Genomic DNA, 14,885 nt, shown 5'->3' with positions numbered 1-14,885 from the left:
TTGTGTGCTCTATTTGTGGTCGAGGGTCGGCCACCGGCCGCCCCGCCCCTCTGAAAGGACCTCCCGATGGACGCGCTGTACACCGCCGTCGCCACCGCCAACGGCCGCGAGGGCCGCGCCGTCAGCTCCGACGGCCAGATCGACCTGCCCCTCGCCATGCCCCCGGCGCTCGGCGGCAACGGCCAGGGCACCAACCCCGAGCAGCTCTTCGCCGCCGGCTACGCGGCCTGCTTCGCCAGCGCCCTGGGCCTGGTCGGCCGGCAGGCGAAGGTCGACACCGGCGACGTGTCCGTCACCGCGGAGGCCTCCATCGGCCAGGACGCCGGCGGCTTCGGTCTCGCCGTCACCCTGCGCGTCGAGCTCCCGGCCCACCTGGAGGGCGAGACCGGCACCCTGCTGGTCAAGCAGGCCCACGAGGTCTGCCCCTACTCCAAGGCCACCCGGGGCAACATCCCCGTCGAGCTCGTCATCGAGTAGCAGCCCCCCGGCCGCCCGTCAGGCGGTGCGCCGCACGGCCACCACCGCGCAGGCCACCGCCAGCGGCAGCTCCGCGGCGAGCGCCATCAGCACCGCCGCGCCCTGCCCGGCCGTACCCGCCGAGGTGGTGACGTCGAGCCAGGCGTCCGCCACCAGCAGCGCGGCCGTCGCACCCGCCACCGCCGGGACCCGGGGGTCGCCCCCGCGCAGCAGCAGCCCCGTCCCGGTCAGCCCGGCGGCCAGCAGCGCGTCGAAGCCGACCCAGGCGGTGGACCAGTTGGACACCTCCGCCGTCCGCGGCAGCGTCCGCGCCAGCACCACCATCCACGGCAGCAGCGCCAGCCCGGCCCCCGTCAGCACCGCCGCGAGCCGCGGCGCGCGGCCGCGCACTCCCCCGGAGCGGGGGCGGGCAGGGAACTGCGGGGCGACGAGGGCCATGGCTGCGGGTCTCCTTCCGGTCCGGCGGTCCGTCCGCCGGGCACACCACAACCCTGTGGGCCCGCGAGGAGAAGATCAGTAGCCCCACCGTCCCAAGCGGGGGTGGTGCCAGGTACACCACCGGCCGGACGCCAGGGTGGTGGCAGCCCCGTGATCCATCCGATTACCGTTGCGGACATGGCAACCCGCGGCGCGCTGAGGCGTACGTACACCTGGATCGCGTCGCACGCCCCCTGGTCGGCGTGGGCCTGGCGCAACACCGTCTTCGCCACGGCCGCGATCCCGCCCGCCCTGCCCCTCCTGCTCGGTGCCGCCGCCCTCGTCGCCCTCCCCGGCCACACCGCCCTCCCGCTGCTCCTGGTCCTCGCGCTCCGCCCGCTGCTGACCCTCCTCCAGCGCAGCCGCTTCCGGACGCTCCTCGGCCTGGAGGTGCCGCCCGTCGTCCACGAACACCGCTGGGCGACCGTACGCGGCCTCGCCGAGCGGCTGCGCTCCGAGTCGACCTGGCGCCAGTACGGCTACCACCTCCTCGTCAGCCCGCTCGCCGCCGCGGGGGCCGCCGTACTGGTCCTGACCTGGGCCGGCGGCGCCGCCGGGGCCTGCGTCTACGCCTGGTTCTGGGTGCTCCCCTCCGACGGCGAACTCCCCGCCCCGGGCTGGACGGCCCAGTACGACGCCATCACCGGCCTCGGCGTGCTCGCCCTGCTCGCCGCGCCCTGGCTGGCCGCGGCCCTCACCCGGATCGACGCCACCGCCGCGGCCGCCCTCCTCGGCCCCAACCGGGCCCGCGAACTGGAGCGCCGGGTCGAGGACCTCGCCGAGAGCCGGGCCGGCGTCCTCGACGCCGCCGACCTCGAACGCCGCCGCATCGAACGCGACCTGCACGACGGTGCCCAACAGCGCCTGGTCTCCCTCGCCATGAACCTCGGCATCGCCCGCGCCACCCTCACCGACCTGCCGCCCGAGGCCAGGGCCGTCATCGACGAGGCCCACCGCGAGGCGAAGGAGGCCATCGAGGAACTCGGCAGCCTCGTACGGGGACTCCACCCGGCCGTACTGGAGGACCGCGGCCTGGACGCCGCGCTCTCCGGCATCGCCGCACGCGCCCCGCTCCCCGTCGAACTCACCGTGGACCTCGCCCGGCGGCCCGGCTCCACCGTCGAGGCCGTCGCCTACTTCGTCGTCTCCGAAGCCCTCGCCAACGTGGCCAAACACGCCCGCGCCGAACGCTGTTCGGTCCACGTCGGCCGCGTCGCCGACGGCCGCCGGGGCGACCTCCTGCGCGTCGTCGTCACCGACGACGGCGTCGGCGGCGCCGACCCGGCGGGCGGCACCGGACTGACCGGCCTGCGCAAGCGCGTAGGGTCGGTCGACGGAACGATTCTGATCGACAGCCCCCTCGGGGGCCCGACCACCGTCACTGTGGAGCTGCCGTGCGGGCTGTGATCGCCGAGGACTCCGTCCTGCTGCGCATAGGTCTTGTCAAAGTCCTGGAGATGGCCGGATTCGAGGTGGCCGCCGAGACCGGCGACGCCGAGGGCCTGCTGGCCGCCGTCGAGGAACACCGCCCCGACCTCGCGCTGGTGGACGTCCGGATGCCGCCCGGATTCACCGACGAGGGCGTCCGCGCCGCCCTGATGATCCGCAGCCAGTACCCCGGCACCGCCGTGCTGCTGCTCTCCCAGTACGTGGAGGAGCGCTACGCCGCCGACCTGCTGTCCTCCCGGAGCGGCGCCGGCATCGGCTACCTGCTCAAGCAGCGCGTCGCCGACGTCGAGGAGTTCGTCGACGCCCTGCGCCGCGTCGCGGCCGGCGGCACCGCCCTCGACCCGCAGGTGGTCGCCCAGCTCCTGCTGCGCCGCGGCGGCCCCGACCCGCTGGAACGGCTCACCCCGCGCGAGCGCGACGTCCTGGCCCTGATGGCCGAGGGCCGCTCCAACGCGGCCATCGCCGCCGGACTCGTCGTCAGCGAGAGCGCGGTGGCCAAGCACATCAACAACATCTTCGCCAAGCTCGACCTGCCCCCGGCCGCCGAGGCCCACCGCCGGGTCCTCGCCGTCCTGCGCTTCCTGGACGGCACGCCGTGACCGGTCCCGCCGCCGGGGGGAACGGGCAGCGCCTCGCCTGGTACACCGCCGCCGCGCTCAGCGCCGTCCTGGTGCTGGCGGCGGCCGCCTGGCAGGCGGGGACCGGCGCAGGCGTACGCAGGGGCACGGCCGTCGGCGGCAGCGGCGGCCGGACGGTGACCGCCGTGGAGGTGGTGGCGGGGCCGTCCGACGTGTCCGTCACCCCGGGCGGGGACGCGCGGGTCGGCTACCGGGCCGACCTCGCCTGGTCGCTCGGGCGGCCGGAGGTCGAGGAGAGCTGGCTCGGCGACACCCTCAGGCTCACCCCGCACTGCCCCGACGGCTCCCTCGGCTTCGCCGCGGGAGCCGGCTGCTCGGTGCGGCTCGCGGTGACCGTGCCCGCCGGGGTCCCGCTGAAGGTCTCCGGCGGCACGGGCCGGATCAGCGTCAGCGGCATGGCCGCCGCGGTCGACGCCGAGACGGGCGCCGGCACGCTGGTCCTGGCCGACCTGCGCGGACCACTGCGGGCGCGGGTCGGCGACGGCACCCTGCGCGCCACCGGCCTGACCGTGCCGCAGGCCGACATCCGCGCAGGATCCGGCCGGGCCGACGCCCGTTTCGCGGCACCGCCCGAGCAGGTCACGGCACGCGCCGACGCCGGCCGCCTGGAACTCGTCCTGCCCCCGGGCACCCGCTACCGCGTCAGCTGCCGCGCGGGCCTGGGCCGCTGCGAGACGGCGGACGCCCTGAACGACCCCGCGGCTGACCGCACTGTGGACATCGCCGTCGGCGTCGGCCACGCCGGCGCGTCCTACCGCCCGGACGGCCCCTGACTCAGCGCCGCTCCAGCAGACCCCGGACGTAGGCGGCCTGGCCCGCGTGCTGGAGGTCGTCCGTCAGGACGCTGACCAGGCGGACGCCCAGGCTGACCGGCGGGTCCCAGCGCTCGTCGACGATCCGCTCCAGATCGGCGGCGGCCAGGCCCCGCACGAAGCGCAGGCTCTGCTCGTGGACCGCGTCGTAGTAGCCCAGCAGCAGCTCGGGGGAGTCGACGCGGACCGTGCCGGCCTCGGCGGCGGTGTGCCCGTAGCCGATGCCGTCGACGGGCAGCGGCAGGGCGAAGCGCTCGGCCCAGCCGCCCGCCCGCCAGACCTGCTCCAGCCCGGCGACCTCGGCCACGTGGTCGTCCTGCACCCGGGTCAGGTGCCAGACCAGCCAGGCGATCGGGTTCGCCTCCGCGTCGAGCCGGGCGTTCAACTGCTCGGCCGTGAGCCCCTCGACCGCCTCGTGCACCACCTCCCGGACGCGTCCGAAGCCGTCCGCCAGTACCTCCGTGGCCTTCATCAGCAGTCCCCAGCCGTCTCTCTCGTCGTGTACGCCGTCTGGCCGTTGTGGGGACCACCTTGCTCGCCCGCCGCCGGGCCGGGCGGGCGACACTCCGTCAGCGGCGGGAACGGCGCAGGAAGACGCCGGCCACCGCCCCGACGAGGGCGATCCCGGCGACCCCGGCCGTGGTCCACCAGCCGCCGGAGCCGCCGGAAGCGCCGGACGGCGCGGGCTCCGGGGAGGAGGGGGAGGGGGGTGAGGCGGGGCTCGCGGGGCCCGACGGGGCCGCGGTGGCCGGGGAGGGGGGTGCCGAGGGGGCCGGGGCCGACGGGGCCGGGTCCACGGCCGGCACCGCCACCTCCTTCTGCGCGTGCCCGAGCGAGGGGAAGCCCGCGTCGACGGTCACCTGCCACGTACCCGGCGGCAGCGCCTCGGCCGTCACCCACCCCGCGGCCCGGCCGGTGTCGCGCACCAGCCGCCACGGGCCCTGGGTACGGCCACCGTCGGCGCTGACGGCGTTCACGGTGGCGGCCACGGCCTCCTCCACGGCGTCACCGTCGTTCTCCCAGGTGACGTCGGCGGTGACCCGGCCGTCCCGCTGACCGGTGATGACCACCTTCAGGGTGTCGCCGTGGGCGTGGGCGGGCCCCGCCGCGCCCATGGCCAGGACGAGGCACAACAGGGGGAGGGTGAGCGCGGCGAGGGCCAGGGCGGGGAGGTTCGGGAGGTGTCGGCGCATCGGCACGGTGCTCCAGGTGAGGGGAAGTGCGGGAGGGAGACGAGGGGGCGGGCGGCCGTAGGGGAGTACGGCCGCCCGCCGGTTCGAGGAGGCTGGGTCAGCCGGCCTTGCGGGCCGTCCAGACCTGCGCCGGACGGCCGTCCGCGCGCTGGAGGTCGAGCAGCCAGGTCCCGTAGTAGGGCCGGTTGCTGACCGTCAGGGCGAAGCCGCCGCTCGCGTCGGTGATGGTCACCGCGCCGTCACGGGAGGACACCCGCCACTGCTGGGCGGCGGAGTTCTGGCAGGGCTGCTGCGCGACCCACATGCCCGCGGCGGGGGCGCCGCCGGGCTGGAGGCACTTGCCGGACGCCGCGGACTTGATCCGGACCGTCCCGTTGCCCGCGTCGTCGAAGTACCACTGCTGCTGCGCGTAGCCGTTGGTCCGGTTCGCGACGAGCACGGTCCCGTCGGCGGTGCGCCCGCCCCACAGCTCGGCGGCCATGCCGCTGCTGCCGTTGCCGAGCACGTAGCGGGTGCCCGGGGTGGTGGCGCCGCCGCCCGTGTCGGTCGTGCGGAACGAGGCGGCCTTGCCGGGGCCGCTGTCACGGCCGGAGCCGTCGCGGACCGACACGGCGGCCGTGTACGCGGTGCCGGGCTTGAGGTTGTAGACGCGCAGGGAGGTGGACTGCACCCAGGTCAGGTGCTTGTCGTTCAGCAGCACCTGGTACCAGGCGGCGCCCTCGGCCTTGGGCCAGCTCAGCACCACCGAGTCGGACTGGATCTGACCGGCCGTCACCGCCGGTGCGCCCGAGGGCTTCTTGGTGGGGGACGGGCTGGGCTTCGCGGTCGGCGACGGGTTCGGGTTGGGGTCCGGGTTGGTGCCTCCGCCGCCCGCGTTCCGCATCAGGAACTGGTTGTCCGCGATGTTCCAGTGGGTGGCCAGGTAGCTGCCCGGCTTCGGACTGGTGTGGAAGTAGTCGTCGTGGTTGCAGTCGAGGATGTTCTCGGACGCCTTGTTGGTGCAGACGTTGCGCATCTGCGGGTAGTACGGGGTGTCCGAGTAGCACATCACGTCCCACTCGTCGGTGCAGTGCGCGCCCCGGCTGGTGTTGGGCGCGCTGTTGTTGACCGCGCCCAGGTTGTGGCCGAGTTCGTGCGCGGCGGTGTGGCCGCCCCAGCACCCCGAGTCGGTCCGCCCGTAGGACGGGCCGAAGTTGCTCAGGTTGTTCTGGCCGGGCCGCTCGTCGCCGTTGAAGGTGCCGATGCCGCAGTACACCTGGGTGTCCGCGAAGATCATGTACTTGCGGTCGCGGCGGTCCAGGCCCTTGGCGGCCAGCGCGTTGTTGGTGGCGCTGAACTCCGAGAGCGCGGAGTCGGGGAGCTCGATGTTGAGCACCGAGGGCGTGCAGTCGGCGGCGGTCACGTAGCGGATGTGCCGGACGCCGCCGGTCTCCTTGGCGCTCGCCGCGTAGATGAGGTCGGCGTCGGCCGCCCACTTGCGGAACGAGGCCACGTACTCGGCGTACCGGTCGCGGCCGGGGCCGTGCGCGTACACGACCTGGACGCGGTTGCCGGTGCTGCCGTCGCCGTCGCACTGGACGGTCTGTCCGGCCGGCCCGGCGGCGACGGCCTGGCTGCCGGAGGCCGGCGGGGCCGGGGCCTTGGCGCTCGCGGCGGTGCGGGCGTCGGCGGCGGGCGCGTCCTGAGGACGCCCGCCGCCCTCGCCGGCCGCCGGGTCGGCGCTGGCCGGGGAGGCGGGGTCGGCCGCGGGGGCCTTCGTGCGGACGACCGGCTCGATGTCCTTCTTGATGTCGACGCCCCCGGGGGGAGCGTCGGGCCCGTGGGTGCACAGGCCGTCCTTCGTGCGGTAGACGCCGACGCAGCGGTCGCCCTTGGGGGCCGTCTCCAGCCCGTCGTAGACCATGCCGCGCGCGCCTTCGTTGGCGGGCGCCTTCGCCAGGGGGGCCGGTTCCGCGTCGCGGGCCGGTGCGGCGGCCGGTTCGGCGGCCGCGGCGGGTGCCTCGGCCAGCGCGGTCGTGGTCGCCTCGGCCTCGCCGCCTATGCGGGAGTAGGCGATGCCTCCCGCGAGCACCGCCGCCGATGCCATGGCGGCGGTGAGGAGTATCAGCTTCCGGGGTTTGCGCCGGTGGCCGGGCTTGCGGCGCCGGCCGGTGGATCGTGCTGTCATGCGCACCTCAAGTCCGTGTCAGGAGAGTGGGTGCGCGGAAGCTTGCCAGATGAGCGGCTCGGAGAATTCGGACAAACGGGAGACCGGTCCGGGAAATCTATCCGTTACCTTGTTGCCTGATTTGATGAACTGTCAACTCGCTTTGAAAACAAGGGAGTTACGCGCGTTGCGGATCAAAGGTCCAGGCCTTTTCCGGGATCTCGTTATCAAATCGAGATACAAGGCGGAACCTTGTTGACGGGAATTCAGTCAGGTATTCATTCAAAAACTACCTGCCGAATTCCCCCCGTCACGAGCCGTGAAGCGGACGCGCCCGGCTCGCCCGGTCTCGGGTGCCCAGGCCGCCCGGAAGGTGCGGCGCCGGCGTGGGCACCCGTACGGACTACCGGGCGGCGTCCCGCTCCCAGACGTAGAACCGCTGGGCCATGGCGTCCTTCGGGCCCCGCCACGTCTTCGGGTCGTGGGGGCTGACGAACGCCGAGAGCCGCTCGCTCAGGTCGACGAACTCCGGGTGCCGGGTCACCTGGGCGATGGCCGGGCCCGGGTCCCGGTCGGCCTCGATCAGGTGCATGTAGACGTCCCCGAACTGGAAGAGACTGCGGCGGCTGACCCCCACCAGGTGGGGCAGCTCACCCGCGTCCGAGGCGGCGAACAGGCCGGCGATGTCGGGCGCCGAACCGGGCGCCATACGGGCCACGATGAGGGCTTGGTGCATCGGGAGGTGTGCCTTTCGGGTGGGGGAGCGGATGGACGCGGGAGAGCCCTCAGCGGCGGCCGGCCGGGGCCTTGTGGCCGCCCCGCCCCTCGATCTTGTCCCGGATGAGCTCCATCTGGATGCGGGAGTTCAGGTTGATCCGGTCGGTCATCCCGGCGTCGTCGATGGGCGCGTCCGGCTTCATCGCGAAGTCCTGCACCCACCGCATCCGGGTCCCGCCCGGCACCTCGCCGTACTCCCAGTGGATGTCCATGTGCGCGAACGGACCCGTCTCCACCCGGCGGGCCTTCACCGTCAGGCCCGCCCGGTCCACCGTCCGCTCCGAGACCCAGCTCCACACCACGCCGTTCTCGTCCGGGTGCATGGCCAGCCGGAACCGGGTGGTGTTCCCGGCCTTCTCCAGGATCTCGACCGAGGCGTACTCGCTGAACAGCTTCGGCCAGTTGGGCAGGTCGTTCGTCACGTCCCACACGACGTCGACGGGTGCTTTGACCAGGATCTCGTTGTCGGTGTGTCCAGGCATGTCAGGCTCCGGTCATGAGGCTGTTGTTGACGAGGTCGACGAACTCGCGCGGGCTCTTGCAGCGGTCCGCGTCCGGGGGCAGCGCGCGGCCCCGCCGGTTCTCCAGCTCACCGACGATGCCGAGCAGGCCCAGCGAGTCCAGGCCGTAGTCGTCGAACCGGGAGTCCGGGCGGCTCGCCAGCTCCGTGGGGTCGACGGTGATGCCGGCGGTCTTCATGAGCGCCGCCAGCTCTTCCAGGGTCAGTCGGTCGGACATGGTGCCTTCTCTCTTTCCTGCTTCCGGGGGCCGGGCCCTTGGCCGCGCCCGGCCCCGACGAACGGGGCCCGGTCACTGCTCTGCGGATCCGGGCCCCTTGCGGAGGACGAGGGCCGCGTTCGAACCCATCCGGCCCCGGCTCAGCACGAGCGCGGTCCGCAGGGGGGCGACGCGGGCGCTGCCGGTGACCACGTCGAGGTCGTGGCAGACGTCGAAGACGTTCGGGGTGGGAGGGACGACCCCGTGCTCCAGCGCCAGCACGGCGGCGGCCGCGTCGAGGGTGCCGGCCGCGCAGTACGCCCGCCCGGTACCGGTCTTGGGGGCGGTCACGGGCACCTTCGCGCCGTGCGCGCCCAGCGCCTCCCGGATCGCCCGCGCCTCCGCCGCGTCCGCCTCGGGCGTGCCCAGGGCGTCGGCGAAGACCACGTCCACCTCCTCGGGCGCCAGCCCCGCCTCCCGCAGCGCGCCGCGGATCGCGTGGGCCAGGCCCTCACCCGACTCCTCCGGCCGGCCCGGCCCGGTGAAGGTCGCGGCGTGCCCGGCGAGCAGGGCCCGCACCGGCGCGCCCCGCCGCCTCGCCGCCGCGGCGTCCTCGACGGTGAACATCGCGCCGCCCTCCGCCGGGACGAACCCGCAGGCCTTCGCGGTGAACGGCCGGTAGGCGCGCTCCGGGTCCTCGGCGGTGCTGAGCCCCTCGTACCCGAGCTGGCAGACCACCGAGTACGGGGCGAGCGGCGCCTCCGTGGCGCCGACCAGCATCGCCCGGCTGCCCTGGCGGATCCCCCGGGCGGCGTGCGCGAAGGCGTCCAGCCCGCCCGCCTCGTCGCTCGCCACCACCCCGCAGGGACCCTTGAACCCGCGCCGGATGGACACCTGGCCGGTGCTGGCCGCGTAGAACCAGGCGATCGACTGGTACGGGCCGACGTAGCGGGGGCCCTGCCCCCACAGCCGCTGCAGCTCGCGCTGCCCGAACTCGCCGCCGCCCGAGCCGGCCGCGGTCACGACGCCCACCGCGTACGGATCGTCCTCGTAGTCCGCCCGGCCCAGCCGGGCGTGCTCCAGCGCGAGGTCCGCCGCCGCCAGCGCGTAGTGGCTGAACCGGTCGGTCTGCACCAGGAACCGGTCCTCCACCAGCTGACCGGGCTCGAAGCCCCGTACCTCGCCGGCGACGCGCACCGGAAGGTGCTCGCACCCCTGGCGGGTCACCCGGTCCAGGACGCTCTCGCCCGCCTGCGTCGCCTTCCAGAAGGCGGCGGCGCCGATCCCGTTGGGCGCGACGACCCCGATGCCCGTGACGGCCACCGGCGGGCCGCCCGTAGGTCTGTTCACGCGCGTACCTCCTTGGGCTGGGTCATGACCACGGCGGACTGGAAGCCGCCGAAGCCGCTGCCGACGGACAGCACGCTGCGCAGGGTGTGGCTGCGGGCGGTGCGCGGCACGTAGTCCAGGTCGCATTCGGGGTCGGGGGTCTCGTAGTTCGCGGTCGGCGGCACCACCTGGTGCTCCATGGCCAGCACGCAGGCCGCGAGTTCGATCGCCCCGATGGCGCCGAGCGAGTGCCCCACCATGGACTTGATGGAGGTCATCGGCGTCTTGTAGGCGTGGTCGCCGAGCACCCGCTTGACGGCCGCCGTCTCGTGGCGGTCGTTCTGCTTGGTCCCGGAACCGTGCGCGTTGACGTAGTCGACGTCCCGTGCGTCGATCCGGGCCTGGGCCAGGGCGGTGGATATCGCCCGGGCCATCTCCAGGCCCTCGGTGGTCAGCCCGGTCATGTGGTGGGCGTTGCCGAAGGTGGCGTAGCCGCCGATCTCGCAGTAGATCCGGGCCCCGCGGGCGCGGGCGTGCTCGAGCTCCTCCAGGACCAGCACCGCGCCGCCCTCGCCGAGGACGAACCCGTCCCGGTCGGCGTCGAAGGGGCGGGAGGCGTGCGCCGGGTCCTCGTTGTTCGCCGAGGTCGCCTTGATGGCGTCGAAGCAGGCCACGGTGATGGGGGACACGGGGGAGTCCGAGGCGCCGGCGACGCACACGTCCATCCGGCCCTCCTGGATGGAGTGCACCGCGTACCCGACGGCGTCGAGCCCCGACGTGCAGCCGGTGGAGACGGTCTGCACCGGGCCGCGCGCCCCCGTCTGCTCCGCCACCGCCGAGGCGAGGGTGGCGGGGGTGAACGCGCGGTGCAGGAAGGGGGAGGAGAGGCGGTGGTCCACGTCCCACCACGCGCCCTGCTGGCTGACCGCGACGTAGTCGTGCTCCAGCCGGGTGGTACCGCCGACCGCGGTGCCGAGGGAGACGCCGGTGCGCCAGGCGCGCTCGCCGTCGAGCTCCAGCCCGGCGTCGGCCATCGCCTCGCGGGCGGCGACCAGGGCGAACTGGATGTACCGGTCGGCCCGGGCCGCCTCGTCCTCGGTGAAGCCGTGCTCACGGGGGTCGAAGTCGACCTCGGCGGCTATCCGGGAGCGGAACCCGGACGGGTCGAAGAGGGTGATGCCACGGGTCGCCGTACGCCCGTTGGACAGCAGGTCCCAGAACGCGGCGGTGCCGATGCCGCCCGGGGCGACGACGCCCACCCCGGTCACGGCCACCCGCCGGCGCGTCACGAGACCACCCCGGAGCGCTCCGGGGGACGTTCCGCCCACGCGGTGGCGTCCGGGTTCGGCGCCTCCTCGGTGTCCACGTGCCCGAGCTTCGGGTCCGGCGCGAGCGGGCCGAGGTGGAACACCATCCGGGCCTCGGTGCCGCCGACGTTGCGGAACCGGTGGCGCACGTTCAGCGGAACGAGCAGGCCCTGGTCGACGCGCAGCGGGTGGGTCTCGCCGTCGAGGTCCACCTCCAGGGAGCCGGCGACCACGTACACGAACTCCTCGGAGTAGGGATGGTAGTGCTCGGCGATCGACTCGCCGGGGGCCATCACCGCCAGACCCATGAAGCCGCTGGTCGAGCCCACCGAGGTCGGGGTGAGCACGGCGCGCAGGTCCCCTCCGCGCCTGCGGTTGGGCTGGGTGTCGCTGAGGTCGACGATGCGCGGCTGATGTCTGGTCATGCTGACTTCCTCCTGGCGGATCGGAGCCTTGGCGTGCGCGTGGGCTGCCGGGTGGTGACGGGGCTGGTGCGGGGCCGGTCCGGGCGGGGGCCCGGTCGGCCCGTCCGGATCAGGACTCCACCGGAGCCCGGCGGTCGGTGATCAGGTCCATGGGGTGGGGGGCGGCGGCCGTGCCGGGTGCCCCGGCCAGCAGGCGGTTCAGCACCGCCGCCTTGCGGGGCCCCTCGATGCCGAAGCCCGCCGCGAAGCGGCTGTCGGCCGGCCCCTTGACGTCGAGGAGGCGCACCACCACGTCGTCGCGCTGGAAGACGGTGCTGCTCAGCACCGGGGAGGTGGGGACCCTGGCCGCCGTCTCGTCCTGGCGGGCCAGGAAGCGGGCGACGAGCGGACCGCAGCCGGGCTTCGCCGGGTAGAACAGCGCGTGCCGCGTCACCTCGTCGGGCCGCGGCCCGTGCGGGGCCACGTGGTGGACCGCCGGCAGGCCCGCGCGCATGAAGAACATCCGCGCCGACTCCGGGTCGGACAGGTCCCGGTCCTGCTCCAGGTAGGGGTTGATCGCGTGCTCGACGGCCCGCACCTCGGGCTGCTCCGACACGTGCCGCAGCGCCGCCGTCAGGTCGCCCTGCACCTCCACGCACCGCACCACCCGGTTGCCGTGCATGAAGAGGGAAGTGCGCAGGAGCCGGGTGTGGTCGTCGACCCGGGCGGCCGGGGAGGTGTACGAGGAGAGGATCCCGGCGACCTTCTCCTCGCTGCCCGGCTTCACCGTGAAGGTCAGCGCGTGCCGCACGACGCCCTCGCCCAGCCGGGGGGCGTCCTGCAGCCGGCCCGACGCCCGCTGCGGGGACTCGTACCGCCTGCCGGTCTCGCGCAGGACGGTGAAGGTCAGCGGCCGCATCGAGCGGGCACAGGCGCCGAGCGGCTTCACCTGGGCCACGTGCTCCTCGCTGTTCACCCACGCGAGGTACTGCGGGGCGCTCTCCCACTCGCTGGTGATCAGCCACTGGGAGGGGTTCGCGAAGGACTGGCAGAGCTGGTCGCCCAGGTGGCCCGGCACGGACGCGATGTCGTGGCGCAGCCGCTCGTAGGCGTCGAAGAACCGCTGCTGGGCGCCCTCGTGGAGGTCCATCAGCAGGACGACCCGCAGCATGGAGCCGTCGAACGCGGACTGAGACACCCGTTCGGACAGGGTGGTTGTCATCTGCTCACTCCTTCGTGAGGGCCCGGGACCGGCGCGGGAGCGACCCGGTGCCCGTCGGCGGCGACCGCCGGTGGCGCGGGCCCCGGAGGGCCCCGCGGGCCTGCGCGGTAGGGAACGGCGGACGGTGTGGCCCAAGTGGGTCCGCCGCTGTCGCTCATCGTCATCCGGCCGGGTACGGATCGCGACATCTCCGGATCAAGCGGGTGACAAGACGCGACTCGCCCGGACAAGAACCCTGATCGGGGGCATAAGGCGTCCACTGCCCCCCACACGAAACAGGAGTCCGCAGCCGATGGAAGAGCATGCCGATGTCCGCGTACCGGTCCTCGTCGTGGGCGGTTCCCTCGTAGGCCTGTCCACCTCGCTGTTCCTGAGCCGCCACGGCATCAGGCACATGGTGGTCGAGAAGCACGCCGGGACCTCCGTCCACCCGCGCGGACGGGGGATCAACGCCCGGACGATGGAACTGTTCCGGACGGCGGGCGTGGAACCCGCCATCCGCGAAGAGGCCTCCGCGCTGGAGGCCAACCAGGGCATCCTGCAGACGCAGTCCCTCGTCGGCGGTGAGCACAAGTGGCTCATCAAGGCGGTCGACCCGTCCGGTGCGCTGGCCCGCTTCAGTCCGACCGGCTGGTGCCTGTGCAGCCAGAACAACATCGAGCCGGTCCTGGCCGCGCACAGCCGCGCCCAGGGCGCCGACGTGCGCTTCTCCACCGAACTGATGAGCTTCGACCAGGACGCCACCGGAGTGAGCGCCCTGGTCAAGGACCGGGAGACCGGCGAGCACCTCACCGTCCGCGCCGACTTCCTGATCGCCGCGGACGGCCCCCGCAGCCCCGTCCGCGAGGCGCTCGGCATCCGTCAGAGCGGCAACGGCGAGCTCTTCCACAACGTGAGCATCGTCTTCCGCTCGGAGCACCTCGCCGAAGCCCTGGGCGACCTGCGGTTCATCGTCTGTTACCTGATGCGGCCGGGCGCCGACGGAGCCCTGCTGCCCGTCGACAACGAGACCCAGTGGGTCTTCCACGCCCCCTGGCACCCGGAGACGGGCGAGACCCTGGAGGACTTCACCGAGGAGCGCTGCGTCACCCAGATCCGCGAGGCCATCGGCCTGCCCGACCTCGACGTGGAGATCGGCGGCAAGGCCCCCTGGCACGCCGCCGAACGGGTCGCCGAGCAGTACTCCGTCGGCCGGGTCTTCGTGGTGGGCGACGCCGCCCACGAGATGTGCCCGACCGGGGCCTTCGGCTCCAACACCGGCATCCAGGACGCGCACAACCTCGCCTGGAAGATCGCGGCCGTGCTGAACGGCTCCGCCGGCCCCCGCCTGCTCGACAGCTACGAGGAGGAACGCCTGCCCGTGGCCCGCGCCACCAGCGAGCGCGCCTCCGCCCGCTCGGCCGAGCACAGCCACCCGGGGTACGTGCCCCCGCCCACCATGGGCGGCGGCCCCGGCAGCGGGGTCCTCACCACGGCCATGGGCTACTGCTACCCGCGGGGCGCCGTCCTCGGCGGCGACCCCACCCGGCCGGTCATCCCGCAGGAGATGCGCCTCAAGGGCGACGTCGGCACCAGGGCACCGCACATGTGGCTCACCCAGGCCGGGCGGCGGATCTCCTCGCTGGACCTGTACGAGACCTCGTTCGTGCTGCTCAGCAGCCCGGGCACGCCCTGGCAGGAGGCGGCCGGGCAGGTCGCGCGGGAACTGGGCGCGCACCTGGACGCCTACACCGTCGCCGCCTCGCCCGACGCCGACCTGGTCCAGCCGGACGGCGCGCCGCACTGGGCGCAGCTCCACGAACTGCCCGCCGACGGCGCCGTCCTCGTACGCCCCGACGGGTTCGTCGCCTGGCGCTGCGAGGGGCCGTCCGCCGATCCGCGCGGGGAGCTCGCGGACGCCATGACGCGGCTGCTGCGCCGCTCCTGAGGGCCCCGCT

General features: G+C 74.1%; 16 protein-coding genes. 5 read left to right on the top strand and 11 right to left on the bottom strand.

Annotated elements, in window-relative coordinates; all coding sequences use genetic code 11:
• The first annotated feature begins 66 nt into the window (after positions 1-66).
• Positions 67-477 carry an organic hydroperoxide resistance protein gene (locus D1J60_RS03325; RefSeq protein ID WP_007262362.1) on the top strand — a complete coding sequence of 137 codons (411 nt, stop codon included), beginning with the start codon at positions 67-69 and terminating at the stop codon, positions 475-477.
• 18 nt (positions 478-495) lie between these two features.
• Here the strand turns inward: D1J60_RS03325 and D1J60_RS03320 are convergent, their stop codons facing one another.
• A complete protein-coding gene (locus D1J60_RS03320; protein WP_241253118.1) occupies positions 496-915 on the bottom strand; it encodes a hypothetical protein in 420 nt (139 codons plus the stop codon).
• On the opposite strand from D1J60_RS03320, the gene D1J60_RS03315 reads away from it, so the two are divergent.
• Genes D1J60_RS03315 through D1J60_RS03305 form a run of 3 tightly spaced genes read left to right on the top strand, consistent with a single transcriptional unit; the run spans position 895 to position 3,814 of the window.
• The gene (locus D1J60_RS03315; RefSeq protein ID WP_125820060.1) at positions 895-2,361 is read left to right on the top strand and encodes a sensor histidine kinase; all 1,467 of its coding nucleotides are present in this window, start codon (positions 895-897) and stop codon (positions 2,359-2,361) included. The genes D1J60_RS03320 and D1J60_RS03315 overlap by 21 nt on opposite strands.
• Positions 2,349-3,002, top strand: a complete 654-nt coding sequence (locus D1J60_RS03310) for a response regulator transcription factor (protein WP_125605135.1) — start codon at positions 2,349-2,351, stop codon at positions 3,000-3,002. The genes D1J60_RS03315 and D1J60_RS03310 overlap by 13 nt, the downstream gene beginning before the upstream one ends.
• A complete protein-coding gene (locus D1J60_RS03305; protein ID WP_125820059.1) occupies positions 2,999-3,814 on the top strand; it encodes a hypothetical protein in 816 nt (271 codons plus the stop codon). Before D1J60_RS03310 ends, D1J60_RS03305 begins: the two co-directional genes overlap by 4 nt.
• Before the next feature lies 1 nt (position 3,815).
• On the opposite strand, the gene D1J60_RS03300 is transcribed toward D1J60_RS03305, so the two are convergent.
• The 10 genes from D1J60_RS03300 to D1J60_RS03255 form a co-directional block, all read right to left on the bottom strand.
• Positions 3,816-4,325 (bottom strand): DUF664 domain-containing protein, encoded by a 510-nt coding sequence (locus tag D1J60_RS03300; RefSeq protein ID WP_125820058.1) that lies wholly within the window; start codon positions 4,323-4,325, stop codon positions 3,816-3,818.
• Positions 4,326-4,422: 97 nt separating this feature from the next.
• On the bottom strand, positions 4,423-5,046 hold the full coding sequence (locus tag D1J60_RS03295; RefSeq protein ID WP_125820057.1) for a hypothetical protein: 624 nt from the start codon (positions 5,044-5,046) through the stop codon (positions 4,423-4,425).
• Between the two features lie 97 nt (positions 5,047-5,143).
• A complete protein-coding gene (locus tag D1J60_RS03290) occupies positions 5,144-7,213 on the bottom strand; it encodes an RICIN domain-containing protein (protein WP_241253117.1) in 2,070 nt (689 codons plus the stop codon).
• Positions 7,214-7,595: 382 nt separating this feature from the next.
• A complete protein-coding gene (locus tag D1J60_RS03285) occupies positions 7,596-7,928 on the bottom strand; it encodes a TcmI family type II polyketide cyclase (RefSeq protein ID WP_125602233.1) in 333 nt (110 codons plus the stop codon).
• 49 nt (positions 7,929-7,977) lie between these two features.
• Positions 7,978-8,451, bottom strand: coding sequence for an SRPBCC family protein (locus D1J60_RS03280; RefSeq protein WP_125602231.1), 474 nt, complete (start codon positions 8,449-8,451; stop codon positions 7,978-7,980).
• Between the two features lies 1 nt (position 8,452).
• Positions 8,453-8,707, bottom strand: coding sequence for an acyl carrier protein (locus tag D1J60_RS03275; RefSeq protein ID WP_125602228.1), 255 nt, complete (start codon positions 8,705-8,707; stop codon positions 8,453-8,455).
• Between the two features lie 72 nt (positions 8,708-8,779).
• Positions 8,780-10,036 (bottom strand): beta-ketoacyl synthase N-terminal-like domain-containing protein, encoded by a 1,257-nt coding sequence (locus D1J60_RS03270; protein ID WP_125820056.1) that lies wholly within the window; start codon positions 10,034-10,036, stop codon positions 8,780-8,782.
• Positions 10,033-11,304 carry a beta-ketoacyl-[acyl-carrier-protein] synthase family protein gene (locus D1J60_RS03265; protein WP_125602222.1) on the bottom strand — a complete coding sequence of 424 codons (1,272 nt, stop codon included), beginning with the start codon at positions 11,302-11,304 and terminating at the stop codon, positions 10,033-10,035. The genes D1J60_RS03270 and D1J60_RS03265 overlap by 4 nt, the downstream gene beginning before the upstream one ends.
• Complete coding sequence (locus D1J60_RS03260) at positions 11,301-11,747, bottom strand: cupin domain-containing protein (protein WP_125602219.1); 447 nt, start codon at positions 11,745-11,747, stop codon at positions 11,301-11,303. Before D1J60_RS03260 ends, D1J60_RS03265 begins: the two co-directional genes overlap by 4 nt.
• Positions 11,748-11,856: 109 nt before the next feature.
• On the bottom strand, positions 11,857-12,948 hold the full coding sequence (locus tag D1J60_RS03255) for a SchA/CurD-like domain-containing protein (protein WP_125820055.1): 1,092 nt from the start codon (positions 12,946-12,948) through the stop codon (positions 11,857-11,859).
• 292 nt (positions 12,949-13,240) lie between these two features.
• Between D1J60_RS03255 and D1J60_RS03250 the strand changes: the two genes are divergently transcribed.
• Positions 13,241-14,875, top strand: coding sequence for an FAD-dependent monooxygenase (locus D1J60_RS03250; RefSeq protein WP_125820054.1), 1,635 nt, complete (start codon positions 13,241-13,243; stop codon positions 14,873-14,875).
• Positions 14,876-14,885 lie beyond the last annotated feature (10 nt).

The organism is Streptomyces sp. W1SF4 (genome assembly GCF_003950035.1).
In the GTDB taxonomy this organism is placed as follows: domain Bacteria; phylum Actinomycetota; class Actinomycetes; order Streptomycetales; family Streptomycetaceae; genus Streptomyces; species Streptomyces racemochromogenes.
The sequence above is the reverse complement of the archived record's forward strand: the minus strand, read 5'-3'. Positions and strand labels throughout refer to the sequence as shown.